The 24,027-nt window shown below is 59.7% G+C and carries 22 protein-coding genes and 1 pseudogene; 7 read left to right on the top strand and 16 right to left on the bottom strand.

Translation table 11 applies throughout. The features are described 5' to 3' along the window. Positions 1-23: 23 nt before the first annotated feature. The 6 genes and pseudogenes from NMB38_RS03100 to NMB38_RS03075 all read right to left on the bottom strand — a co-directional run bounded on the left by NMB38_RS03100 (position 24) and on the right by NMB38_RS03075 (position 7,189). Positions 24-866 (bottom strand): phosphoadenosine phosphosulfate reductase domain-containing protein, encoded by an 843-nt coding sequence (locus NMB38_RS03100; RefSeq protein ID WP_494354893.1) that lies wholly within the window; start codon positions 864-866, stop codon positions 24-26. Further along, positions 859-4,218 (bottom strand): ATP-binding protein, encoded by a 3,360-nt coding sequence (locus NMB38_RS03095; protein WP_494354892.1) that lies wholly within the window; start codon positions 4,216-4,218, stop codon positions 859-861. Before NMB38_RS03095 ends, NMB38_RS03100 begins: the two co-directional genes overlap by 8 nt. Next, entirely contained in the window at positions 4,178-5,101 is a 924-nt protein-coding gene (locus NMB38_RS03090; protein WP_198731394.1) for a DUF4007 family protein, read from the bottom strand. The genes NMB38_RS03095 and NMB38_RS03090 overlap by 41 nt, the downstream gene beginning before the upstream one ends. A gap of 177 nt (positions 5,102-5,278) precedes the next feature. Next, positions 5,279-5,659 (bottom strand): annotated as a pseudogene (locus tag NMB38_RS03085) (group II intron maturase-specific domain-containing protein); the annotation flags it as partial. Positions 5,660-5,801: 142 nt separating this feature from the next. Then, entirely contained in the window at positions 5,802-6,458 is a 657-nt protein-coding gene (locus NMB38_RS03080) for an inovirus Gp2 family protein (RefSeq protein WP_494354891.1), read from the bottom strand. Between the two features lie 530 nt (positions 6,459-6,988). Beyond that, positions 6,989-7,189 (bottom strand): helix-turn-helix transcriptional regulator, encoded by a 201-nt coding sequence (locus NMB38_RS03075; RefSeq protein WP_181126733.1) that lies wholly within the window; start codon positions 7,187-7,189, stop codon positions 6,989-6,991. Between the two features lie 322 nt (positions 7,190-7,511). Here NMB38_RS03075 and NMB38_RS03070 point away from each other — a divergent pair, with 322 nt between their 5' ends. From NMB38_RS03070 to NMB38_RS03040, 7 genes are all read left to right on the top strand, one after another. Then, positions 7,512-8,360: a hypothetical protein gene (locus tag NMB38_RS03070; protein ID WP_494354890.1), complete on the top strand. Its 849-nt coding sequence runs from the start codon at positions 7,512-7,514 to the stop codon at positions 8,358-8,360. Between the two features lie 190 nt (positions 8,361-8,550). After that, positions 8,551-8,874 (top strand): hypothetical protein, encoded by a 324-nt coding sequence (locus NMB38_RS03065; protein WP_494354889.1) that lies wholly within the window; start codon positions 8,551-8,553, stop codon positions 8,872-8,874. Between the two features lie 111 nt (positions 8,875-8,985). Next, positions 8,986-9,954, top strand: coding sequence for a DUF932 domain-containing protein (locus NMB38_RS03060; protein ID WP_494354888.1), 969 nt, complete (start codon positions 8,986-8,988; stop codon positions 9,952-9,954). A 729-nt stretch (positions 9,955-10,683) separates the two neighbouring features. Continuing rightward, the gene (locus tag NMB38_RS03055; protein WP_125922122.1) at positions 10,684-10,926 is read left to right on the top strand and encodes a hypothetical protein; all 243 of its coding nucleotides are present in this window, start codon (positions 10,684-10,686) and stop codon (positions 10,924-10,926) included. A gap of 87 nt (positions 10,927-11,013) precedes the next feature. Further along, positions 11,014-11,277, top strand: coding sequence for a DUF3077 domain-containing protein (locus NMB38_RS03050; protein WP_350025655.1), 264 nt, complete (start codon positions 11,014-11,016; stop codon positions 11,275-11,277). Between the two features lie 743 nt (positions 11,278-12,020). Next, positions 12,021-12,263 carry a hypothetical protein gene (locus NMB38_RS03045; protein ID WP_490805815.1) on the top strand — a complete coding sequence of 81 codons (243 nt, stop codon included), beginning with the start codon at positions 12,021-12,023 and terminating at the stop codon, positions 12,261-12,263. 88 nt (positions 12,264-12,351) lie between these two features. Then, on the top strand, positions 12,352-12,615 hold the full coding sequence (locus NMB38_RS03040; protein WP_027915447.1) for a DUF3077 domain-containing protein: 264 nt from the start codon (positions 12,352-12,354) through the stop codon (positions 12,613-12,615). Positions 12,616-12,659: 44 nt separating this feature from the next. Here the strand turns inward: NMB38_RS03040 and NMB38_RS03035 are convergent, their stop codons facing one another. From NMB38_RS03035 to NMB38_RS02990, 10 genes are all read right to left on the bottom strand, one after another. Beyond that, positions 12,660-13,496: a beta-carotene 15,15'-dioxygenase, Brp/Blh family gene (locus NMB38_RS03035; RefSeq protein ID WP_490805814.1), complete on the bottom strand. Its 837-nt coding sequence runs from the start codon at positions 13,494-13,496 to the stop codon at positions 12,660-12,662. A gap of 2 nt (positions 13,497-13,498) precedes the next feature. Beyond that, the gene (locus NMB38_RS03030; RefSeq protein WP_023534529.1) at positions 13,499-14,191 is read right to left on the bottom strand and encodes a bacteriorhodopsin; all 693 of its coding nucleotides are present in this window, start codon (positions 14,189-14,191) and stop codon (positions 13,499-13,501) included. Between the two features lie 340 nt (positions 14,192-14,531). After that, complete coding sequence (locus NMB38_RS03025) at positions 14,532-16,124, bottom strand: argininosuccinate lyase (RefSeq protein WP_490805813.1); 1,593 nt, start codon at positions 16,122-16,124, stop codon at positions 14,532-14,534. A gap of 149 nt (positions 16,125-16,273) precedes the next feature. Then, entirely contained in the window at positions 16,274-17,557 is a 1,284-nt protein-coding gene (gene dctM / locus NMB38_RS03020; RefSeq protein ID WP_027915195.1) for a C4-dicarboxylate TRAP transporter large permease protein DctM, read from the bottom strand. Beyond that, positions 17,554-18,189: a TRAP transporter small permease gene (locus NMB38_RS03015; protein ID WP_027915196.1), complete on the bottom strand. Its 636-nt coding sequence runs from the start codon at positions 18,187-18,189 to the stop codon at positions 17,554-17,556. The genes dctM and NMB38_RS03015 overlap by 4 nt, the downstream gene beginning before the upstream one ends. Before the next feature lie 63 nt (positions 18,190-18,252). After that, positions 18,253-19,251: a TRAP transporter substrate-binding protein gene (locus tag NMB38_RS03010; RefSeq protein ID WP_023534545.1), complete on the bottom strand. Its 999-nt coding sequence runs from the start codon at positions 19,249-19,251 to the stop codon at positions 18,253-18,255. A 171-nt stretch (positions 19,252-19,422) separates the two neighbouring features. Beyond that, positions 19,423-20,250, bottom strand: coding sequence for an HpcH/HpaI aldolase/citrate lyase family protein (locus NMB38_RS03005; protein ID WP_196110392.1), 828 nt, complete (start codon positions 20,248-20,250; stop codon positions 19,423-19,425). Between the two features lie 15 nt (positions 20,251-20,265). Further along, complete coding sequence (locus tag NMB38_RS03000; RefSeq protein ID WP_494354887.1) at positions 20,266-21,465, bottom strand: CaiB/BaiF CoA transferase family protein; 1,200 nt, start codon at positions 21,463-21,465, stop codon at positions 20,266-20,268. 20 nt (positions 21,466-21,485) lie between these two features. Next, complete coding sequence (locus NMB38_RS02995) at positions 21,486-22,835, bottom strand: MmgE/PrpD family protein (RefSeq protein WP_494354886.1); 1,350 nt, start codon at positions 22,833-22,835, stop codon at positions 21,486-21,488. Between the two features lie 14 nt (positions 22,836-22,849). After that, positions 22,850-24,013: an acyl-CoA dehydrogenase family protein gene (locus tag NMB38_RS02990; RefSeq protein WP_023534647.1), complete on the bottom strand. Its 1,164-nt coding sequence runs from the start codon at positions 24,011-24,013 to the stop codon at positions 22,850-22,852. Between the last annotated feature and the right edge of the window lie 14 nt (positions 24,014-24,027).

Here is a 24,027-nt window from a genome sequence, read left to right as displayed (position 1 = left end):
CATTTGCTCGAACAGACACCTTCTTATTTGTGGCATATGACGCAGGAGCCATTTCCTTCGTCCTCCCCGTAGACATCATCGATGTCTTCGGGGCAGTTCTTCACAGGCCGTAGCGGATTCACGGGAATGTTTCGACGAAGGCGCGCGCGACGGGCTTCGTACTCGGCCTGAATTTCAGCGATGCGCTCAGGTCTCTCCAAATCCCAAAGTGACTCGCCCTTTGTCCATGTAAATGGCGATCCATGCTCCAAGGCGTCCTTCTCTAGCGCCTTGGCTTTTTCGAAGTCCTCGGGGTGCTGCACTTTCAGGCGTACCCACTCGATCTTCTGCTGGAAGAAACAGAAGGTACAACCGCTACGCGATCGCCACTCGTAATACTTTGGATAGCCAACACCAGACGACTCCAGGATGTCGACTACGCCTGCTTTATCGATGCCGGCTCCACGAAAGGGGAATCTCACGATCAGATTTTCGGCTTTCGCCGCATACCCTTCGCGGTACTCCTCATCCGCCCGGATGGCCACATAGGAGAAAACTGTGTCTCCAGCCGCCAACCATGGCTTAACCCACTGCTCGAACGGGGCCAGTTTGAGCTGCCGCGTGCACCAGCGCGTTTGAGGGCTCGGAAGGAAGTGGTTGTATTCGCGAAGCCAAAAGCGGAAGTCTCGACGCGGATTGAGCCGTTCGATCGGCTTTCCTAGGTAGCCTTCGAGCTTACCCAAAAACTCATAGACCTCGGGAAGCTCTTCACCGGTGTCAGTAAAAAAATAGTCGATGTCTAACTCCGGATGATGGTCGCGCATCCATACAGCCAAAGCTGCGCTATCTTTACCACCGGAGATACCCAAGACGTGTCGCTCAGCCATCCACTTGCTCCTTTTCCGTCGCCAGCCTCATGCCAGTTTTGGCCAGAATTGCCAGCAAAACATCGGTTTCAAGCCCTTGGTCCTGCAACATTGAGGCTAGTTCAGCAGCCTTGTCTTCTACGGTCTTACGATGGCGCTCAGCAATCGCGAAAGACCGAGAGATCGTCGTGGTATGCGCGCCGGCACCAATGACCAAGGCTATAGCTTCACTCCGTGCTTCACGGCCTTTGACTGTGACGAAAGCCTCTGCCTCGCGAAAGCGTCGTGCGAACTGGATAAGCTCCAGGAGCGCTGCATCGATGTGACGGTCAACCCAGTCACGCGGGGGCTTATCTGCCGCCAAGCTCAGAATGCCCTCCAATAACGGGCGACTGCCGTCGTATGAAGTCAGTCGTGTCGAGAAGGCATCGAGCCTGAAATTTCCTGAAACACCTACCACCGATTTCGCTCTTTCACGTAGCGACGCCAAATCCGCGGAAGTCGCATCGAGCGCTTCGAGCATCTTGGTTTCGACTTCGGCGAGCATCTTTGGGTAGGCCGCTGCGATCTCTTGCAGCGGAGCGCGCAAAGCAGTCACGTAGGCCTTGCCATCGGCTGCCTCCAGCAGCGAAGGCAAGTCTACGAACAGGACTTTGTGCGGGTCGCTGGCTTTTAGCAGCATATCCCGAATCGCTTTGGCCTTTTCACTCAAGCGCTGTGTACGCCGAGCCCACTCAGGCAGGTTGAAGATCATCGCCACCAGGCCACGCGCCGCCTCGAGGGGATCGGCGCCACCCTTCTCTCCCACCTCCTCAAGGAGACTGGAGATACCTTCTAGAATTCGGCTCTTGTCCTCATCAATAGCGATCCAGCGGAGCGTAAAACGAGCCGGATCTTGCAGGCACTCGTCGATATCCGCATCGCTGAGCCGGGGGATAAATATGCCTTCCTTGTATGCGGCGATGTTGGCTTTGTGCGCCAGCAAAAATGCTGTAAGGAACACGGGCAGGATGCCCTGCTTCATGCCGAACGGAGGCATGCGCCAACGGTCGTAGATCGTGTCCACGCTTATGCGGGCACTGGCATCGGAGAAGAGCTCTTGGGTGACCTTCCAGATTTCGGAGAAGCCTTCGGGCGAAGCGGCAGACGGCTCGCAGAAGCGCCAAGCCTCTCCCACCTGGCGGTAAAGATCCGATGCGACAAGCAGCGTTTCGAAAAGACCGCGTTCGGCAGGAAAACCTTCTATACCCAAACGCTCTTGGCCTTCGGCATTGAGCATTGCGTGCAGTAGATCTCGTCGGGCTTTGACGCTGTTACTCGAAATACTGTCGCGATTGACTAGTTCGCTCCACACCCGAGGACAATGCCTATAGAGATCGTCGGCGAGGTCCGAAGCTTTAGGTGATAGCTTCGTTCCGGGCTCGATGAGCTGGTCGCCTCCATCGTACCATTTACAAAGTGAAACAGCGGCCTGCAGTTGATCTTCGAGATTGGATCGCGTGGCGGCCAAACGGGCAAAGACCTCACGGCGGGCTACCGGGTCGCCTCCAAGCTCGTGGCGCTCTTTTACCTGTTCCAAGGCGACCAATTCGGCCGCTAGCTCAGCAATACGAGCATGGTTATCCGGGATGCCTACCAGCACCGGCCAAGGCTCTTCGTAAGCACAGGCGTGGGCCCGCTCCCAGGCCTCACGAATGGTCATGTCGCGACTAGGAAGCGCAAGAATGAACTGGCCGAATTCGCCCCGTTGGGGAGAGTAGGTTCTGGCGATTTTCTCCGCCTGCTCGATGCTACGCAGCGAGAGCTCCATCCAACGCATGGATCCCGTTTCATGGTAGTGCCGCTTGGCTACTACAGGACGCATACCCATGAGCTGAGATAGCTTGGCGTAGTCGATACCGGGAGACGCGGAAAGAGCTTGGGCAATAGCCGCATCAATGTCGAAATCGCTTCCTTCAAAGACGGACCAAGCTCCGGTGTAGCTCTTAAACAAGGCCACTTTGAGCAATGCGAGCTTCTTAAGGGCCTCTTCAATCTGCTCCTGCGGCACATTGTGGAATAGCGTCGACAAGACGGGCAGATCGGCGGACAACCCCGAACCGTTGCGGAACAGATCGATGACGGCGATGTTTTTGATCATCGCTACCAAAAGAGGGTCGCCAGACTTAGCCTCGGCGCGCTCCACGGCTTCAACCGCTTGGGACCAGCGATGCCCATCGGAAGAGGCCAGAATTGCGGGCTCTAGGTTCGCGCGCAAATAGTCCCAATAGTCACTAGGGCGATACCAAGTCGATTGAGCCAACGGCATCGATTGAAGGTAAGCACGGAAGCCATAGGGCTCGACCGACGAGAGGAAACCGAAGGTACTCCGCTCATTTTGACCGAATTGCCGCTTGGAAATTGGGCCCAGCAAGGCTGCCATGGCCGGGTGCAGCGGCCAGCAGCGCTCTAAGGCAGCAGCGAAATCACTGCCGATTGCGGGCCGGCGCGATCTGATGGCATCGGCGACAGATTTTGAAGCCTCCCGTATCCAATCTGGACGCTGGTTGGCTTCAATCGCACTGCCGATGAGCTCGACAACTTCGTCGCTTGCAGCAACGAAGGGAAGATCCAAGTAACGGCCTTGGACCTTAGCCCAATCGTCACGCGTGTTGATTCCGAGACGGTTGGCATACTGCGCGAATGATTGATGCAGCACTCCAATCACAACCAGCCGACCTTCAGAGCGTGCTGATGCTTCGGCAAGCTCTTGAAAGAAATAGACATCGTCGCCCGCGCCTAGGGCCGAGGCCTCAAGAAATTTGCCCATTTCATCGATGAATACCAGGACACCATCGTTCGGGCGATTTTTGGCTGCGGCAATAAGGTCGGCAATGACGCTCTGTGCATTGATTTTGTTTCGACCGTCAAAGCTCTTGCCTTGGGCTTTGCGGATGGCTACGTCCAATTCCTTGAGGACGCTGCCGCGTCGACCAACCACCGGGATGACGAGCCAGCCGCTTTGGACAGGAAAGGCTCTGTCAAAGTCTGGCTTCGAGTCCAAACTTAGAGCGGAGCGAGCTTTCTCGCGAAGGCTCTTGTCGGGATGCACGGCACTCGCTAAGGCCACAGCTAGGGATGATTTGCCACCGCCGAATGGTCCAGTCCAGGTGAAGCTTCGTTGATTGGTGGCCGCAAGCTGCCTGCACATTCCATCGACCACGGCCGATGCAGTCGCATGGAAGACGTAGCCTTCCAATGCGTCGGATCGGCCAATGTCCGCGTCAACCCGGATTGAGCGTTGGTATTGGTGTGAAAGCTGCACGATGTCCGAGAGCGCCGGCTCTTTTGTATCAGCCATAAGCGCGTCTGACCATTTCATTTCGATCGTCATCGGTGAGGACTTTTCTGTGGACTTGGCGAAGCCCCGCGGAGTCGGTCCACGCGAGCTTGCCATCAGTGAAATCGGCCAAAGAAATCAGCCGTTGGGCGATCGACTCCTCGTCGAGTTTGAAGACGCGGCCAGGAGATCCTTCCGCATAGGCAATCGCTTCAAAGGCTAGCGAGCTTTGGTTAGCGGCCGTCTTGTCCCAAAAATCGATTAGGGCATAAGTAAAAATACCGTCGTGGAGCGCAGCTTTAGGGCCCCGGCGGAATGCGTATTGCCCCTTGTGGACCTCTTGGAGCAGCCCCAACTCTCCAAGCAGAGGCTCGGCGAAATCTTCAGGAGAACCGCTTGCCGCTCGTGGAGCGTAGCTGCGCAGGCAGGTTTCCAAGTCGCGCGAAATAGTGGCTGCGGAAAGGCGGTGCTTGGGATCAAGACTGCGAGCATAAAGAGCCAAAGGCTCTTCGAGCTCTTGGCGCGTGAACGTAGGGGCGGTCACATGGTTGAACAGCCAATACCACGTGGTGGAACGGTGGCACTTTCCCGCTAGCTGCCAATGCACGAACCACGCTGTCGCAGGGTTTTCTGCATAGGGATCAAGACCATCCGTTGACAATGCGTCCATGGCAAAGTCTGTTACGCGGAACGCGTCCCCGTCGTCAGTCATGATCCCACATGCCAAGGCCCAATGCCGAATGGATGCAACCATGTTCTTACCCACACCGAATGCTGCGATGGCGGAGTCATCGGTGAAGGTGCTCTTAGGGATCAGCCCGCCAACGGTTGCTTGGTCGAATGCCTTCTTTAGCCACATTTGGCGCAGCGGAAAGGTTTCGTGACCTGAGAAGTAGACGGACTTCTCGCGGCTGATTTTTGAGGTTGTGCTATTCATGCGTTGCAGCTTATCCGGAACTGGTGAATTCCACCAGTCCGATCGGTGACAATCGAAAGACTGTATAAAAATACAGCAATACCCCAACCTACAGCAAACATCTAGGCCTCAAAGCAGAGCTGACTGACGATACAAGCGCGGGAAAGACACCGAGAATCGAGTAATGTCACTCACGATGACCCAGCCATCCAGCTCTTCAAGCGGCCGCTTGCTCTGACGGAGCTCGAAGTAACTCGCCCAGCCGCGCAGCACAGGGTGTATTCGCACGATGGTGTTCGCGGCCCCGCGCTCCGCGCAGCAGCTCCGGGAGCCGGTTACGCAAACGGCCAAGGCTCATCGCTGCCACGCGAAGCCTTGGCTGTTGATGCCAGCTCATGCCATAGCCCAAGTAGCCACACTTCCAAGCTCGTGCAACTCGGCCCTTCTTCCGACTCACCGTCAGCTTCAGGCGCTGCTTCAAGAGGCGTTCTACACTGTCCATCATCCGTCCGCCAACCCTCTGATTACAGACGTAGATGTTTCCAATCATCGGCGTAGTGCATGAAAACGATGGCCCCTGCAAGCCGGTTGCGCTTACGCTCAACGCGCCATGCCTGACGTACAATAAATAGGCTGCTCATTGAGCAGCCTTGAGCACTGGTAGCGAATCACGCCAGACCGCTTACAATTTTGGCCATCTTGGCTCTCAGCAGGAGAGGCATTACCCCCGGCTGCATCCAAAGCCATGCTGACCATTTCCGTACGCCTTAGAGGCGACCTTGCAAAGATAACTGGCACGGTGAAACAGGTCAGACACCCCTCCAGTGCCCCCGCGATCCACTCTGTACACTGGGTTGGCAGGAATCTCGACCAGACCTGTCACCTGATCGACCTGCAGCCCCAAGGCGCTAGCCCACGCCTCCTGCAGGCGACTGATCATGTTGGCGTTATCAGACTGCAGCTTACCAACCGTGTAGAAGGCATCTCGATTGAGCAGAATCAGAACGTGATAATGCGGGCGTTGCCTTGCCCCATCCTCCCTGGCCCATACGTAACGGACCCTACTTCCATGAGCATACGGATTCCGCTCACAAGCCTTCAGTCGGTTGTGCTCGATCTTGGCCTTGAACGACTCAATAAACCTGCTGATGACCTGGTTGGTGTATGCATAATCAGGCAAGTCGATACCGATTGGCAGACGTAGATCGATTCTAAAGGCTAACAGCCTCGGATACTGGCTAAGCGTGTTTTCAACGGTGCGTTTCAATGCAGCCAAGTACTCAGTTACAAATGGCCCCTTCTCGATCATGACTGGAAGACCTTCAAACAGATCGCCAGCGTGAATGTGGAGGTTGGTATTATCGGGATGACGCAGCATGGTAACCACTCTCTTTGCTAAGACTCATATACTCAGCAAGCGTGGTATTTATTTACGAGTACACGGCGCCATCCATCCCTACCCAAACATCCTGCACATCACCTAGCCTGAAGAGAAAATCACTAGGGAGATAAGTGCTTGGGTAGCATGTGATGCACTGGGTCGCCCTATGCACCAAGGGGTCTGCTAGGGAGTAGATAGACTTCAGACAGACAATATCATGCTAGGCATTGGATAGATATAGAATCAGCGGCACGAGTAAGCATTAGCCATTCTCACATCATGATGGATATAGATACAGACAGCCATCAGCAGAAGCAAGTATCAGCCGCCCTAACAGCACAATTGATAGTTACTTAATAAAAGCATACTACCCATACCGAAAACAAAATGACAACACATACCCACCAATACCGACCAAACCATTATAAAAACCAGCAAATACCTCACTCATTTAACTCCGGCAAAAAACCATCATGATCCGACATCAACCGGATCATGATGGCGACTATGCTCGTCAACGCAAATTATCAGCTAGCCAGGCCTAAAGCTTTATCACGCTCAGCCACCTTAGCGAGAATCCAGTCGTGAACTTCGCTTTCTAGCCAGCCGACGCATCGATCCCCTAACGGCACCGGAATTGGAAACTGACCTTCTGCGATGTACTTATAAATCGTGGATCGGGAAAGACCAGTAAGATCCATGACCTCTTTCAGGCGGATTATTCTCATGAACGTAGCTCCTCTATTCGTCCAGAGGATTGGCAAGGCCAGTAAAATTTGACGGACGACGAACCCACCCCACACCTTGTCGGCACGCCGCCCTCTCGCCATCCGTCCATTGCCTCCTACCCTCAGCACCCTTCTGGGGGATCATGCTCGTCTCAGAGGACTTGCCTTTTTCAAACGTAAACAGCCAAAAACACACCTACATACCCAGTGAAATCGCGTACCTAAGAAAATTTTGTACTACTAGAGCACGCCTAGATTGACTCAATAATCATGATAGGTTAAACGTAGCTTCACCCTTGAGCTTGCATAGAGTGATCCTAGTATGGCGATACGTTACAACGATGAGTTAAGCCAGGTTCTCGGCGATTCCGAGTACAGCGAGCGCCATGACATATGGCTTTGGTACACACTCGTTTTCTTCGAAAAAAGTTTCAATAAAGAAGCACTCCCAGACCATGGAATGCGAGACAAGATGGCTCGATACCTCCAAGTAAACAAATGGAAGGTCGATCCACTATTGCAAAGAAGACGAGAGCAACTCACCCCCAAGAAACACCTAGAGTGGATCACGAACGAACGTCGACTAGTGGAATGGCTAACAAAAGAAATTCAAAACTCAACCAAGCACAGCCAACTTAACTTCCCATTCAATCTTTCTGGAAGGGATCTCCCTATTGCAATACTTGACGTCTGGGAACGAGACCTTACCGAAAAGACATCTCTAATCAAAAATCTGGAGCAGAGGTGGCGCGAGCACAAAGCCCACGACAAAAAATACTCATGGTTTAAAGACGACAATCAAAAATGCTCACTCGCTTACGAGTGGCTACAAAAGAACACATACCTCTCCATCTTCCGCACGCCAATCGAAACATATGAAGACCTACTGATCTTTTTCGACAACGTGAACTACACCCAAGAACAAGAAGAACTTTATATTGGGAAAATTAAAAAACTATGGAACCAAAGAAAATACAGAAGCACATTAAAGGGAAAGTCACAGTATAACTTTGTCCTGTCAGACAAGACCGTCGAGATGCTAGACAAAATTTCAGAACAACACGAAATCAGTCGAGCACGAGCACTAGAAATACTCGTAGAGATAGAGGCTAAACAAGGCTTATACATCTCAGAAAAGCTGCAAAACTCTAAACTGCTTCGCAACACTTAGCCCAAAGCAGGCATAACGACCGAAACATACAAACGCCAAGTCTATCAATGCTAAGAAGGCAACCACTCTCAGCCAGAAACCAGCAGCAAATTAGATTCAAATAATTTTCAAACCTATATCATTAATTTGAAGACCTAGCAGTAGGCCTTCTCCCGCGGTTGAATCGGCCTGATATAGGAAAATTTCTCTCATGAACTGTCCCGTATGTAGTTCTGCACGCATTGCAACGAAGGATCTCGGCAAAAAGGCCGGTGGCGTCATCGGATCGATTGGTGGTGCCGCCAGTGGCGTGTCCAGCGTACTAGCAGGTGCCGAGGCTGGCGCGACTTTCGGTGCTTTTGCCGGCCCTGTCGGCATTGCCCTGGGCGGTATTACCGGAGCCATCTTCGGAGGGCTCGTAGGTGGCGCCACCGGAGCGGTAGCTGGTGCAGCGATTGGCTCTCAAATCGATGAGAGAGTGTTGAACAATTACCAGTGCCTGGAATGCGGGCACGAGTTCAGCCTCTACGACTGACGCCCCGCGATCCCTATTTCGCTTATCCGCCCCCTTTCCACTCCCTATTTCTGCCGGTGCTGTGCAATGCGCAGCGCTTTATGCCGGCTATTGCTCAAAGGAATATCTCCCATGGCTCATCAAATCGAACAAATGGCTTATGTTGGGACTACCCCCTGGCACGGCCTGGGCAACAATCTGCCGCGTAAACAATCCATTGAAGTCTGGCAGCGCGAAGCCGGTATGAACTGGCAAATCTTGGAAAGCCCTGTGCACTTCAAGTCGGATGCCGTCGGCCACCTGGGGGCCATTCACTCCTTCCCTGAACAAAAGGTCCTCTACCGCTCAGACACCAAGGCACCGTTGTCGGTGGTTTCCCAGCGCTATCACACGGTACAACCTCGGGAGGTCTTGGAATTCTACCGCGACCTGACCGAGGTCTCCGGCTACGAGCTGGAAACAGCCGGCGTGCTCAAGGGCGGTCGTAAGTTCTGGGCGCTGGCGCGTACCGGACAAGGGTCTACCCTCAAGGGCAACGACCAAGTCAACGGTTACCTGCTGTTGGCCACGTCCTGCGACGGTACATTGGCCACGACGGCAACGCCGACCACTGTGCGCGTGGTGTGCAACAACACCCTCACTGTCGCTTTGGACGGTACTACTCGTGCGATCAAGGTGCCGCACAACACCCGCTTTGATCCGAAGGCGGTAAAGAAGCAACTCGGCATCGCCGTCTCGCAATGGGACGACTTCATGTATCGCATGCGTGCTCTGACCGAACGCAAAGTGCAGTGGCATGAGGCCTTGGTTTTTTTCATGAACGTGATGTGCGAAACCTCACCGACCGGCAACTTGCCAGAAGTTCTGCCGAATGAGCGTGCCTTGCGCAAAGTGCAGGAGCTGTACGAAGGACGTGGACGAGGCAGCCAATTGGACTCAGCTCGCGGCACTGCTTGGGGCCTGCTCAACGCGGTGACCGAATATGTCGACCACGAACGTCGTGCGCGTAGCAATGAGTACCGGCTGGACTCAGCCTGGTTCGGACAGGGCGCGCAGATCAAGCAACGCGCTCTGGATACCGCCCTGCAATTGGTCGCTTGACCAATTGCATCTTACACGCGGTCATTCATCTCAACGCTGACCGGGCGATTTTATGTCTGTAAGATGAAAGCTATGCAGCACGCCAATATTGAATAGCTGCTGCGGTGACTTTTCCGACCTAATCTGGCATGCCCCGGTCAACTCCTGAAGACAAAGCTCGGGCAGCGATGCCCCTTCCACTCGGCCCAGGGCCCCGACCTCAGACTTTTCAAAGCGGTATTCCAAAAGGTATTCCACGGTAAAATCAAACCGAGATTTATCCTTTATTTTCAAATCGATATGAATTCGTTTCAGATTACCCCGGCTCAGCGACCTTTAATAGCAATGCATCGATGATGCATCAATCGGCAACTGGGATTTGGGGCACATAGCCTCAATCCGACAGGCCGGACGTCCCTGCAAACACGCTCAGGAATAGGCCCATCCCACCCAAAACCTCAGACTTCCCCCCTTCCCTGTAGTCCATTTCCCAAAGATACTCCCCTCCCCTGTTTCCCGTTGCGCCAGCCTTCCCAGCGTCCTAGTCTCACCCCGTCGTTGCCAACCCAACGACACGACTTTGACAGGTCGCAGCGGTAAACAACTAAGCGGTCGCCCTTATGGCGGCTGTACGTGCGGGCACGCTTGCGTGCGCCGGATCTTGTTGTTTCCGCCGGTCTGTCAACCCACGTACAGCTGCCACCCACCGTTTGACAGCGGCGGATGTCGGCCCAGCAACGGAAGCAACTCATGTTAAAAATCGTCCCCGACCCACCACCCACACCCGCCACTCTGGAAGACACCCTAACCCTAGCCGCCAACTACGCCCTCTGCGCTGAAGCCGTGGCCCAACACGCCCTCCTCATGCAGCCCCGCTCCCCGGCAGCCCCACTGATCATGGCCTCCATGCACGAGCTCGAATCCCTGCGCCGCCTGCTGGAATCCGCCCTTCTGCAAATCCACCACCCTCCCTCGCGACACCCCACGCACTAACCCTCAAGCCCCTGGCTCAAGCAAAACGGCAGTAACCCAGCCGCAGCTCAAAAACAGCCAGCCCAAAAACTTCAGGGAGCCACACCCATGTCCACCGCAGACATCCCCTGCACCCTAGGCCAAACCGTCTTCTACCAAGGCGAAAACCACACCCACGCGCTGTTCCGCATCGAGCCAGGCATTCCCTGCCAACACGCCCGCGAACAAGCTTCGGAGTTAATGGGTTACGCCCGCGACCTCACCCTCGAGGGCTTGATGGAAGACAAACCCAAACTCATCTGGGCCGCCCACTACCTCTGCGCACTCGGCAAAGCCCTGCTGGACGACGCTGAACTGGGCACGATGCGCTGAGCCTGCAGATCCCGGCGAAATGAAGCTGCTCATTACGCCGGGACTCGCACGAGGTCAGGAGGCACGGGAGTTCTTAAGGGATTGGCTAATGAAATACCTGCGAGGCTCTATCGTCTTGCCCCAAGCAAATACCGGCAAGCGAGATTCGGCTGACTTACACTGCCTTTCCACCCACAGAAAAGAATCAGACTCTCTTCCTGTAGGTGACTTTCCAAAGACATACGCCGAGCCGATTCCCCATTGCACACCCTAGGAACACACGGCAGTCTCACCGTGCTGCTTATGGCTGCTCTGCGTGAGGCACCTTGGGTGCGCCGGGTGCCTGACGTCCCGGTCGGCTAACTCACGTAGAGCTGCCACCTTCTTGGCTAGCCGCAGTTTGCCGCTTCAGTGCCCTGCATTAATCGCAGCGCTAAAGCTCTGGCACATCCATAGCCAGTACGTCTAAAACAACCCCAAACTTTCGGATTTTTTTCCTTCCCTGTAGTCCATTTCCCAAAGATACTCCCAACCTACCTTTCCCATTGCGGTCGTTTTTCCGCCCCCTTAGTCTCAGCACGTCGTTGCACATCAACGACTAGCTTTGACAGGCTGATGACGACCAAACACGCGGATTGCCTATGGCGGCTGTGTGTGGGGCACCTCGTGTGCGCCGGTTTGGTCTTCACCGGTCTGTCAACCCATGCACAGCTGCCACCACTTGTTTGACAGCAAGCGTTGGTCGCTCCACTGAGGACCAGAACATGCTGAAGATCGTCCCGGATCCACCACCTCCACCCGCCACCCTGGAAGACACCCTAACCCTAGCCGTCGACTACGCCCTCTGCGCCGAAGCCGTGGCCCAACAAGCCCTCCTCATGCAGCCCCGCTCCCCGGCAGCCCCACTGATCATGGCCTCCATGCACGAGCTCGAATCCCTGCGCCGCCTGCTGGAATCCGCCTTCCTCCAAATCCATCACCCTCCCTCGCGACACCCCACGCACTAACCCTCAAGCCCCTGGCTCAATCAAAATGGCAGTAACCCAGCCGCGACACAAAAACAGCCAGCCCAAAAAACTTCAGGGAGCCACACCCATGTCCACCGCACACACACCCTGCACCCCAGGCCAAACCGTCTTCTACCAAGGCGAAAACCACACCCACGCGCTGTTCCGCATCGAACCCGGCATCCCCTGCCAACACGCCCGCGAACAAGCTTCGGAATTGATGGGTTACGCCCGCGACCTCACCCTCGAAGGCTTGATGGAAGACAAACCCAAACTGATCTGGGCCGCCCACTACCTCTGCGCACTCGGCAAAGCCCTGCTGGACGACGCTGAACTGGGCATGATGCGCTGACCCCGGTCCCCCGGCGCACCTGCGCGCCGGGGCTGTCGATCAGGTCAAACCGGGCCCGGCACCTGGGGCACTGCGCGCCCCGAGAGAAAACGTGGCAACACCACCATATGCGGCAGTGCAAATGCCGCCAGCACCACGAACAGCGCCCGAATGCCGGTCTGCTCCTGCTGCCAGAACACAGCCCCACCCACCAGGGCAAACACCCCTGCCCCGACGAGCACTGGCCAGGTGCGATGCAGGTAGTCGCCCATCGACAAGGCACCTACCATGCGCTCGCGCACACGGGTTTGGGGTTCGGCGTGCAGCAGGTAGAACCCGAGCGCAAACCCGATCAGCGGCGGGGTTACCACCACCAGCAGCAAGGTCAGCGCCAGTCGTAGGTCACGCTGTTGCCAGGCATTCATCAGCAGCACACCGAGAGCAATCAGGCCGGCACACGCCAGCGTCACCGCTAGCCATCCGCCCAAGGCAGAAGAGGCACCGGCCGCCATCGCCAGGTTGAGCAATTGGGCTACTGCGTCACTGTGCAGCACCGCAGGCCCGCCCAGGATGAACAGCCCCAGCGCTATCTGTTCATGCCGCCGCTGGAACACCTCGTCCTCATGGGCGAAGTGCCAAACCGACAGTAATAAAAAGGCGGTAAGCGCCAGCGCCCCCGCCACTTGCCAGACCAAGGCGCACACCACGGCCACGCCTAGGTAACTGAGCACAAAGCGCCTGCGCTGCCCGTGCTCGATCAGGTACAGGTCGCTTGCCCCATGCAGCAGGCCAAGCCCGAGCCCGACCAGCAGCACGTAAGCCAGCGGTGCCAGCCCGCCTGCAAGGCTGGCCGCTATCGCCAGCCCCACAAGGGCGCGCCAGCTGCGCCCTGTGCAGGTCATGCTCAGTAGCCTCGGCCTACCGGCACGGCGCGCAGGTTACGTTCCGAAGTGAAGGCGTAGACGACCTTGGCCAGCACGTCGAGCACCAGGAATACCCATACGGTGGTGGCGTCGCTCACGGCCCAGAAGCCTTCAGGGCCGACGGCGAAGACCACGGGGTAGATCAGCCACAGCACGGTGAGAAAGCCTACGTTGCGGCGGTAGGCGGGGCTGACGCCGGGTTGTTGGCTGGCGATGCTGGCGACAGGTTTCCACAGCAGGTACAGCACGCCGGCAAAGGCGGCGCAGGACCAGGCGAAGAACACCCATTTGATCACGCCGTAAGGGGCCAGGGAGGCGATCAGGCCGGTGACGATCATGATCACATCGAGGGTGACGATGGCGGTGATGTAGCCGCTTTTGCCGTACAGGTCGCGGGTGCCGTAGTAGGCGGAGCTGACGACGCCGGCCAACAGCAGTGGGGTGGTGAAGGCCCAGTCCACGTAGCGGGCCAGGTAGGTGACGCTGCCGTCGACTTTGATCAGGTTGCCGACGCCCAGGTACATGCACAGGTAGGCGGTGGCGGCGATGAAGGGGACGGCGGCGTGGATGAGGGTGTGGCCCAGAAGCGGGCCGTAGTGTGCGCCTTTGATGTAGATGGCCAGTGATGCCAGGGCCATGACGATGAAACCGATCAGCAAGGGGGTTTGGATCATTTGAGGCTCCGCTACCAGCAGTAAAAGGCCCGGGTGCATGCAAGGGGATGCCGGGGTTCGCCGCGGTTTATTTAGCCGCTTCGTTTACGGATGGAGAGGGGGGTGAGATTTTTGGTTCAAAATGTTTCGGGGGTCGGTTGAGATCTTTTCCAGGTCACGCGATCTACTACTGTGGGAGCGGCCTCGCGCCGCGATGGGCTGCGAAGCGGCCCCAGGATTTCAGCCCGCAGCTCAAATCGCCGGGGCCGCTATGCGGCCCATCGCGGCGCAAGGCCGCTCCCACACGGATCGCGTGCGCCCGCCGAATCACCGAGTCATCGGAGCACGCGCCCCTGCTAGATCACCGCTTCGTCAGCCCATCAAACGCCTTGTCCAACCCCGCATCCGCATCCACCAGCTTCTGCCGCCGCTGCTCCATCCACGCCTGATCCGCCTTCAATCGCGCCTGGGCCTCAGCCAACATGCGCCGCACTTCTTCAGGCTGCGGCCCACCAGTACCCTTGCGACTTTGCACCATGGCGCGGGGGGACAGGCTGGCGCGGAAATCCGCTTCGCTCAGGGGCAGGGTGTTGTCCTTCCATTTGTATTTGTCCGCCGCCTGGGTGAACAACGCCTGCGCATCGGCGTAGGCGAAGTCCTTGGGCAAGGTGCCGTCGGCGCGGGCTTTTTCGACGATCAGCGAGGCGAAGCTGTGGCCGATGCGGAAGGGGACGTGGTGCTTGCGCTCCAGGGTGTCGGCCAGTTCCATGGAGGTGGTCCAGTCGGCGTCCAGTTCTTCTTCGGCGCGTGCGGCGTTGATTTTCAGGGCGTCGAGCACCTGGTCCAGGCGCTTGAACATGTCCCCCGTGGAGCGGAACAGGCCCAGGTCGTCGAAGGCGGCCTTGTAGTCGGTCATGCCGGTGGTGACGTTGTGGGCGCGCAGGGTGGTGGCGTTGGCCAGGCCGACCACGTCGGAGGCGGCTTCGCGGGTGCGCATCAAGAGGCCAGGGTTGCGCTTTTGCGGCATGGCGCTGCTGGTGTAGGTGGCGCCTTCGTCGAGCAGCAGCCAGGGGCGGGTCTGGTGGTACTGGGTGTGAATGTCGCCGATGAAGGCGCCGATGCGAATGGCCGAGGACGAGACCAGGCCGGCGGCTTCCAGCGGGATGTCGTAGGTCGAGACTTGGCTTGCGTCCAGCGAGTTCTCGCGCACGCCGTCAAAGCCCAGCAGTTGGGCCAGGCGCTCGCGGTTGATGGGGTAGCCGGAATTGGCCAGCACGGCGGTGCCCATGGGGCTGAGGTTCAGGCGGGCGTAGAGTTCGTGCAGGCGTTGGGCGTCGCGCTCGAACGAGGCCTCGTAGGCCAGCAGGTAATGGGCGTAGCTGATGGGCATGGCTTGCACGCCGTTGGTGTAGGCCGGCACCAGGGTATCGACGTGCTGGGCGGCCAGGGTGAGCAAGCGCTGGCGGGTTGCGTCCAGGGCGTCGCCGTAGGCCAGCACGTGGCGGCGCAGCGAGGCCAGGCGGTAGGTGGCGTACATGTCCTGGCGGCTGCGGCCTGAGTGAATCAGCGAGGCCTCGGGGCCGACCTTGTCGGTGATGATCTGCTCCAGTTGCAACACATCGCTGGGGCGCTTGCCGTCTGGCTGGGTGGCCTGGTCGATGGCGTGGCGTACCCCGCCTGCAATGGTCGCGGCCTGTTCGGCGGTGACGATGCCGGTTTCCTTGAGCATCACCAGCGAGGCTTTGTTGATGCGGTTGAGGTAGTCGAACTGAGTCTCGCCGTGGCGCTGGCCGTTGGGGGTCTTTTCCACGAAGGCGCCGATCTTGCGAGCCTGCTCGGCGCATTCGGCGGTGGTCTTGCACGGGTTGTCGGCGGTGTTGGCGGCCTGGGCCGCGGGGCTGGTGAGCCAGGCGCAGGCGATGGCAAGGCACAGCAGTGATCTTGTTGTTGTCATGGTGGGTCCGCTCGGGGCTTGTGGAAGGCTGGCGGGCTGGTGGCACCCTTGGAAGGTCAACCTACACCCCTGCCCCCTTGGCCGAAAGTGAAACCACCGCCGGGTAGGCGGTGGCGTCGGTGCAGTGGCGGGGTTGATCGAGCCGCTGGTTAGGGCATGCCGAGAAACTCTGGCAGCGCCAGGGAGATGTACGGCACGTAGGTGACCAGGATCAGGAACAGCAACAAGATCGACAGCCACGGCAGCGCTGCGCGAATGGTCTGGCCCAATGTCAGGCCCGTCACGGCACTGGTCACGAACAGGTTCAACCCCACTGGCGGGTGAACCAGTCCAATCTCCATGTTCACCACCATCACGATGCCCAGGTGGATCGGGTCGATGCCCAGTTCCATGGCGATGGGGAAGAAGATCGGCGCCAGAATCAGGATGATCGCCGACGGCTCCATGAAGCTGCCGGCAATCAGCAGCACCACGTTGACCATGATCAGGAAGCCGATAGGCGTCAGGCCTTCGGAGAGCACCCACTGGGTGATCTGCTGCGGGATCTGCTCGGTGGTCAGCACATGGGCGAACAGCATGGCGTTGGCGATGATGAACAGCAGCATGATGGTCAGCCGCCCGGACTCCAGCAACACCTTGGGGCACTCGCGCCAGGTCATGTCCTTGTACACGAACAGGGCGATGAACGCCGAGTACACCGCCGCCACGGCCGCCGCTTCAGTGGGGGTGAACATGCCGCTGTAGATGCCGCCCAGGATGATCACCAGCAACAACAGCCCCCAGAACGCCCGCCGCGCGGCCGTAAGCCATTCGCGGAAGCTGGCACGTGGCTGGGCAGGCAGCTTCTTGACCCGCGCCACGATGTAGATGGCTACCATCAGCGACACGCCCAGCAAGATCCCAGGGATCACGCCAGCCATGAACAACTTGCCCACCGACGTTTCGGTCGCGGCTGAATAGACCACCATCACGATCGACGGGGGGATCAGGATGCCCAGCGTACCGGCGTTACAGATGATGCCGGCGCCGAATTCCTTCGGATACCCCGAGCGCACCATGCCGGCCACAGCGATCGAACCCACTGCCGCCACCGTGGCCGGCGACGAGCCGGACAACGCAGCGAACAACATGCAGGCCAGCACGGCGGCAATGGCCAGGCCGCCCCGAATGTGCCCTACGCAGGCGTTGGCAAAATCGATCAGCCGCTGCGCCACGCCGCCGGTGGTCATGAAGGCGCCAGACAGCAGGAAGAAGGGGATGGCCAGGAAGGTGTAGCTATCAGAGGTTTCGAACAGCTTGATCGCCAACGAACTGAGCGAGTCCTGGCTGAACAGCAGAATCGACACCGCCCCCGACAGGCCCAGGGAAATGGCAATGGGCACGCCCAGGAACATGAAGATGAACAGCAGCAGGAACAGGCAGATAACGGTCATTGCTGCGACTCCTCACCGGGGTTGGCCAGCTTGCTCGCCTCGGCCGCTTCGTCGGCCAGGCCCAGGTTGATCTGGCGGTGGGTGTAGATGCGGTAGAGGATTTCCAGGTAGCGCACGATGATCAAAGCGAACCCGAAGGGCACAATCATCGCGATGTGGCCGATCTTGATGCCGTAGCGGTCCAGGTCTTCGGCCCCGATGCCAGCCGCCAGCACAGCGCTGACCCATTTGATGCTGGCAATCAGAAACAGCCCGGCATACGCCAGGCAACAGGCGCAGGCAACCATGGCCAGCACACGCTGCACCGGCTTGCGGGTGCGCCTGACCAGCACATCGACCCCAAGGTGGCCGGCGGTACGTACTCCATAGGCGATGCCGAAGAAGATCAGCCAGCCAAACAGGGCCTTGGTCAGGGCGATGCTCCAGGTCATTTCCTGGGCGTAGCCCATCAAGTGGTCACCGATGTTCAACAGCGGCTCGCTGGCAAAGGTCCAACGGTCGCTCAAGTTGTAGAACATCGTGTAGAGGTTGTTCAGCGCTACGTAGATGAAGGTGATGAGGGTCATGGCCGCCAGAAGAAAGGCGATCATGCCTTCCTCGAAGCGCTCCCAGACGCGCCGTAACGTTTGCATGGGCATTCTCCGCGCAGAATGAGGCTGAGCCGCCCACGCAGGGGCGGCTGCAGGCGGGGCCAATCAAGAGGCTGTGTTGGCGTCCTGGGCGGCTTTGATCAGGTCGGCGCCAATCTGGCCTTCGAACTTGTCCCAGACCGGACGCATGGCTTTGCGCCATTCGTCACGCTGCTCGGGGGTGAGCGCATCGACCTCGCTGGTCTTGGCGTCGATGATCTTCTGCCGCGAGGCCTGGTTCAGCGCCTCGGCCTGCTTGTTCACCTCGACGGTGACCTTGTCCATGATGCCCTGCAGTTCGGTGCGCACATCTTCAGGCAGGCCGTTCCAGAACTTGGCGTTGGTGATCACCATGTAGTCGATCAGGCCGTGGTCGGTCTCGGTGAAGAACGGCTGCACTTCGTTGACCTTCTGGCTTTCGTAGTTCGACCAGGTGTTCTCGGTGCCGTTGACGGTGCCGGTCTGCAAGCCTTGGTACACCTCGGCAAAACTCATCTTGCGCGGGTTGGCGCGCACGGCCTTGAACTGCTCTTCCAGCACGCTGGAGGCTTGTACGCGGAACTTCAGGCCACGGGCATCCTTGGGCAGCAGGATCTTCTTGTTAGCCGACAGCTGCTTCAAGCCGTTATGCCAGTAAGCCAGGCCGCGGATGCCCTTGTCTTCCATGGAGGTGAGCAGCGCCTTGCCCTGGGGCCCCTGCTGAAAGCGGTCGACCGCCGCCAGGTTGTCGAACAGAAACGGCAGGTCGAAGATTTGCACCTGCTTGTTGTAGTGCTCGAATTTGGCCAGCGAGGGCGCCAGCATCTGCACGTCGCCCAGCAGCAGCGCTTCCATTTCCTTGCCGTCGCCGAACAGCGACGAGTTGGGGTAAACCTCGACCTTGACCTTGCCCTTGAGCTTGTCATCGGCCTCCACGAGCTTCTGGAACATGAGCGCGCCCTGGCCTTTGGGCGTGCTGTCGGCCACCACGTGGGCGAACTTGATGATGACCGGGTCCGCGGCGTAAGCGAACGAGGTCAGGGAGACGGCGGCGGCGCAGAACAGCGCCTGGGTCAGCTTCAACATGGGTTTCACCTGTTATTGTTGTTGGTAAGGTCAGCAGGGAAGCGTAGCCAAGATTACGGTGGCGCAAGTATAGGTGTTTGGGGAATCTGCTTTTGTGTAAGGCTGCGTTCGGCAAAAACGAACGCCGCCCCTTGGCCTGGACCATAGCCACTAGCCACTAGCCACTAGCCACTAGCCAGCATGGGCCAATGCCAGCAGGCGTTGCGCGCGCAACACCACCGGGGCATCGACCATCTGCCCGTCCAGCTGGAAGGCCCCTGCCCCACCCGCCGCTGCGCTGCCCTCGAGCACGCGCTGCGCCCAGGCCAGTTCGTGCTCGCTGGGCTGCAAGGCCTCGTGAATCACCGGCACTTGGCTTGGGTGAATGCACAGCGCCCCGCCATAGCCCATGTCGTAGGCATGGCGCATGGCCTCGCGCTGCCCTTGCGGGTCGCGGATCGCAGGAAACACACCGTCCAGCGGCGGCGCCAGGTCGGCGCCCCGGGAATGCAGTTGCACGGCCATGCGGGCCTGGTCGATGAAGCGTTGGCCTGCCGGGCTGTCGGTGTTCAGGCAAAGGTCCAGCGCCAGGTCCAGGCTGCCGAACGACAAGCGCTCGACGCCCTCGGCGCCGGCGATACGTTCAAGGGCCAACAGCCCCTTGGCGGTCTCGATGATCGGCACGACGGCTTTGCCCGTCCGGGCGGCAACCGCCACCTGTGCGGCGCTCTCGACTTTGGGCAGCAGCACCGTGGTCACGCCCAGATGCTGCGCGCACAATTGCAAGTCCTCGGCGTGGTTTGCATGGCTGGGTGCGTTGACCCTCACCCACACCCGGGCGTCGGGGTGTTCGCCCAGAAAGCGCGCCAGGTGCTCGCGGGCCTGGGCCTTGAGCGGTTCTTCGACCGCGTCTTCGAAGTCCACGATCACGGCATCGGCACCGGCAGCCAGGGCCTTGGTGAAGCGCTCCGGGCGGCTACCGGGCACGAACAGGGCGGAGCGAACGATGGGGTATGGCATGCTTTTGCTCCTCTACTAAACCACGCCTGCGCTGTTCAATTGCGCCTGCTGATCATCGCCATACCCCAGCTCGGCCAGGATCGCGGCGGTGTGCTGGCCCAGTGCAGGCACCGGGTCCATGCGCGGGCTGAAGGCCGCGTTGCGCCCCGGCGGCAGCAGGGACGGCAGCTTGCCCGCCGGGCTGTCCACCTCGCGCCAGCGGTCACGGGCCTGCAACTGGGGGTGCTGCCACACCCCTTGCATGTCGTTGACTCGGGCGTTGGCGATCTGGGCGGTCTCAAGGCGCGCCACGACGTCTTCCAGGCTCAGCGCGGCGAAACCGTCGACGATGATCTGGCGCAGCAGGTCGCGGTTCTCCGAGCGCAGGTAATTGGCGCAGAAGCGCTCGTCAGTGGCCAACGCCGGGTCGAGCAGCACCTTCTCGCAGAACAGCTGCCATTCACGCTCGTTCTGCAACCCCAGCATCACCGTGCCGCCATCGCCTGTGGGGAAAGGGCCGTACGGGTAGATGGTCGAGTGCGAAGCACCCGCGCGAGGCGGTGGCGGTGCGCCGTTGTAGGCGTAGTACATGGGGTAACCCATCCACTCCACCAGGCTTTCGAGCATGGACACGTCGACGCGGCTACCCACCCCGGTGCGATCACGCAACAGCAGGGCCGAAAGCACGCCGGTATAGGCGTACATGCCAGCGGCGATATCGGCCACCGAGCATCCAGCCTTGGCCATCCCCTCCTCGCCTGGGCTGCCGGTGACCGACAAGAAACCGCCTTCGCTTTGAATCAGCAGGTCGTAGGCCTTTTTCTTCTCATAGGGGCCACCTTCACCGTAGCCGGAAATATCGCACACGATCAGCCGCGGGAAGCGCGCATGCAGGGCCTCGAACCCCAGGCCCATGCGCGCCGCAGCGCCAGGTGCGAGGTTTTGCACCAGCACGTCGGCCTTGGCCAGCAGCCCTTCGAGGATGGCATCGGCCTGAGGCTGCTTCAGGTCCAGGGTCAGGCTTTCCTTGGAGCGGTTGGTCCACACGAAGTGGGACGCCAGGCCGTCGACGCGCTGGTCATAGCCTCGGGCAAAATCACCGCTGCCGGGGCGTTCGACCTTGATAACCCGGGCGCCCAGGTCGGCCAGTTGGCGGGTGCAGAACGGCGCGGCGATGGCGTGTTCCAGGCTGACGACGGTGATGCCGTCCAGGGGGCGGGGGGCAGATGCACTCATGGCAAGGTCCTGTGCGGGAGTCATGGCAGGTCGGCCAGCGAGCGGGTATCGCGCAGCTGCCAGACACGTTGGATCAAGGCACGGCCGTCGGCCGCACTGCGCTGGCCGGCGTAGGCCAGCAAGCACTGGAACTTGTCCTCCAGTTCCGCGCGGGACAAGGTGTTGCCGGGGTCGCCCTTGGGTTCGTCAATGGCAGCAGTGAAGCGGCGCCCGTCCTTGCAGCCCACTTCTACCCGGCCCAGCCACCGGGCCGGATAGGCGGCGTCCACCTCGGGGTCCAGCTGCATGCGCACCTTGTCGCGGAACCCCGCCACGTCCGGGTCGCTCAGGGCCAGGTCGCGGAATGTCAGCAACTGCGCGCTGCCGTGCACGGCAATCAGGCCGAGCACCGTGCCCATGGAGAACTTGGCCTGGTGCACGCTGGTGGGCACCTTCACCCGGCCGAGCACGTCGATGGCGCCCTGGTGCACGTGGGCGATCACCTCGGCGATGTCGCCGTGGCGCAGCCCTTCGCGCTGCATCAGTTCGAGCAAGGCATCGGCCGCCGGGTGGGTGTGGCGGCACGAGGCGTGGAACTTGAACGAGGTTTCGGCCAGCGCCCAGCGGCTGCCCAGGCGGTCCGACAGGCGGGCCGGGTCGGCGTCGCTGGACATGCCGGCCGCCAGGCCCTGGTCGCCTTCCAGAATGTTGCGCGCCCCGCTCAGGCCATCGGCGGTCAGGTACGCCGCCAACAGCCCGTCGGCAGCGGCCTTGGCCGTGTGCAGCTGTTTCGAATCGGCCGCATCGCGCAAGAACTCCCACAGCCCGGCCGCCTGAGTGCCGGCACTGCCCAGCACGTTGATGAACTGGGCCTGGTCGAAGTCCATCAGCTTGCCCACCGCGACAGCCGCCGCCAGGGTGCCGACGGTGGCGGTGGTGTGGAAAATGCGGTAGTGCGAGCGGCCCATGAATTCGCCGATGCGAATGCCAGCCTCGTAGCCGGCCACAGCCGCCAGCAGCAGGTCCGGCCCCGACTTGTCCAGGTCCTGCGCGGCAGCCAGGGCTGCGGAAAACACCACCGTGGCCGGGTGCAGCACCGAGCTGTTGTGCAGGTCGTCCTGCTCCACCAGGTGCGACGCTGCGCCATTGACCAACGCAGCGAAATACGGCGAGGTGCCACGGCCGGTGCTCATCAACCGGGCTTTACCGGCAGGTGGCCCCATGCGCTCGGCGTAGCGCTCGAACAGCGGCACCGGGTGCGCGCCCTGGCTGGCCAGGGCCGAGCCGAGCCAGTCGAGGAACAGGTCTTCGGTACGCGCCAGCACGGAGGGCGGGATGTCCTGGTAGCGCAGGTCGGCCAGGAAGGTGGCCAGTGCTTGGGTATCACGCATGGGCATACCCTCCTTCAGAAGCTGCGCGGCAGCTCGAGCAGGTGCTCGGCCACGTACGACAGGATCAGGTTGGTGGAAATCGGCGCCACCTGGTACAGGCGGGTCTCGCGGAATTTGCGCTCCACGTCGTACTCGTTGGCAAAGCCGAAGCCGCCGTGGGTTTGCAGGCAGGCGTTGGCCGCCTCCCACGAGGCTTTGGCTGCCAAGTACTTGGCCATGTTCGCGGCAGCACCGGCGTTGGCGCCGCTGTCGTACTCGGCGCACGCCCGCCAGCGCATCAGGTCGGCCGCCTCCAGTTCGATGTGGGCTTCGGCGATGGGGAATTGCACGCCCTGGTTCTGGCCGATCGGGCGGCCGAACACCACGCGGTCGCGGGCGTACTGGCTGGCCTTTTCGACGAACCAGCGCCCGTCGCCGATGCACTCGGCAGCGATCAGCGTACGCTCGGCGTTCAGGCCGTCGAGGATGTAGCGAAAACCCTTGCCCTCCTCGCCGATCAGGCTGCTGGCCGGGATGCGCAGGTTGTCGAAGAACAGCTCGTTGGTTTCGTGGTTGACCATGTTGGCAATCGGCTGCACGGTCAGGCCGTTGCCAATGGCCGTGCGCAGGTCCACCAGGAAGATGGACATGCCTTCGGACTTGCGCGTGACCTGCGCCAGCGGCGTGGTACGCGCCAGCAGAATCATCAGGTCCGAATGCTGGATGCGCGAGATCCACACTTTCTGCCCATTGATCACGTAGTCGTCGCCCTCGCGCACGGCCGTGGTCTTGAGCTGCGTGGTGTCGGTGCCGGTGGTCGGTTCGGTCACGCCCATCGACTGCAGGCGCAGCTCGCCGCTGGCCAGCTTGGGCAGGTAATGACGTTTCTGTTCCTCGCTGCCGTGGCGCAGCAAGGTGAACATGTTGTACATCTGCCCGTGGATGGTGCCGGAGTTGCCACCGCAGTGGTTCACTTCCTCGAGTATCACCGACGCCTCGGCCAGGCCCAGCCCTGAACCGCCGTAGGCCTCGGGGATCATCGCCGACAGCCAGCCGGCGTCGGTCATGGCCTTGACGAAGGCTTCGGGGAAGGCCTTCTGCTCGTCCAGGGTGCGCCAGTATTCGGCCGGAAATTCGGCGCACAAGGCGCGCACGCCTTCGCGGATGGCGTTGAGGTCATCGCTGTCGTAGCTGTGCATGGCAGGCTTCTCTA

The organism is Pseudomonas sp. FBCC-B35, from assembly GCF_059133755.1.
The sequence above is the reverse complement of the archived record's forward strand: the minus strand, read 5'-3'. Positions and strand labels throughout refer to the sequence as shown.

Coding starts and splice junctions, on each gene's coding strand:
- NMB38_RS03025 (WP_490805813.1), bottom strand. CDS start 16,124: ATGACAACAACAAGATCACTGCTGTGCCTTGCCATCGCCTGCGCCTGG.
- NMB38_RS03075 (WP_181126733.1), bottom strand. CDS start 7,189: ATGAGAATAATCCGCCTGAAAGAGGTCATGGATCTTACTGGTCTTTCC.
- NMB38_RS03060 (WP_494354888.1), top strand. CDS start 8,986: ATGGCTCATCAAATCGAACAAATGGCTTATGTTGGGACTACCCCCTGG.
- dctM (WP_027915195.1), bottom strand. CDS start 17,557: ATGACCGTTATCTGCCTGTTCCTGCTGCTGTTCATCTTCATGTTCCTG.
- NMB38_RS03090 (WP_198731394.1), bottom strand. CDS start 5,101: ATGAATAGCACAACCTCAAAAATCAGCCGCGAGAAGTCCGTCTACTTC.
- NMB38_RS03015 (WP_027915196.1), bottom strand. CDS start 18,189: ATGCAAACGTTACGGCGCGTCTGGGAGCGCTTCGAGGAAGGCATGATC.
- NMB38_RS03100 (WP_494354893.1), bottom strand. CDS start 866: ATGGCTGAGCGACACGTCTTGGGTATCTCCGGTGGTAAAGATAGCGCA.
- NMB38_RS03005 (WP_196110392.1), bottom strand. CDS start 20,250: ATGCCATACCCCATCGTTCGCTCCGCCCTGTTCGTGCCCGGTAGCCGC.
- NMB38_RS03055 (WP_125922122.1), top strand. CDS start 10,684: ATGTTAAAAATCGTCCCCGACCCACCACCCACACCCGCCACTCTGGAA.
- NMB38_RS03070 (WP_494354890.1), top strand. CDS start 7,512: ATGGCGATACGTTACAACGATGAGTTAAGCCAGGTTCTCGGCGATTCC.
- NMB38_RS03080 (WP_494354891.1), bottom strand. CDS start 6,458: ATGCTGCGTCATCCCGATAATACCAACCTCCACATTCACGCTGGCGAT.
- NMB38_RS03040 (WP_027915447.1), top strand. CDS start 12,352: ATGTCCACCGCACACACACCCTGCACCCCAGGCCAAACCGTCTTCTAC.
- NMB38_RS03010 (WP_023534545.1), bottom strand. CDS start 19,251: ATGTTGAAGCTGACCCAGGCGCTGTTCTGCGCCGCCGCCGTCTCCCTG.
- NMB38_RS03050 (WP_350025655.1), top strand. CDS start 11,014: ATGTCCACCGCAGACATCCCCTGCACCCTAGGCCAAACCGTCTTCTAC.
- NMB38_RS03035 (WP_490805814.1), bottom strand. CDS start 13,496: ATGACCTGCACAGGGCGCAGCTGGCGCGCCCTTGTGGGGCTGGCGATA.
- NMB38_RS03095 (WP_494354892.1), bottom strand. CDS start 4,218: ATGACGATCGAAATGAAATGGTCAGACGCGCTTATGGCTGATACAAAA.
- NMB38_RS03065 (WP_494354889.1), top strand. CDS start 8,551: ATGAACTGTCCCGTATGTAGTTCTGCACGCATTGCAACGAAGGATCTC.
- NMB38_RS03000 (WP_494354887.1), bottom strand. CDS start 21,465: ATGAGTGCATCTGCCCCCCGCCCCCTGGACGGCATCACCGTCGTCAGC.
- NMB38_RS02990 (WP_023534647.1), bottom strand. CDS start 24,013: ATGCACAGCTACGACAGCGATGACCTCAACGCCATCCGCGAAGGCGTG.
- NMB38_RS03030 (WP_023534529.1), bottom strand. CDS start 14,191: ATGATCCAAACCCCCTTGCTGATCGGTTTCATCGTCATGGCCCTGGCA.
- NMB38_RS02995 (WP_494354886.1), bottom strand. CDS start 22,835: ATGCGTGATACCCAAGCACTGGCCACCTTCCTGGCCGACCTGCGCTAC.
- NMB38_RS03045 (WP_490805815.1), top strand. CDS start 12,021: ATGCTGAAGATCGTCCCGGATCCACCACCTCCACCCGCCACCCTGGAA.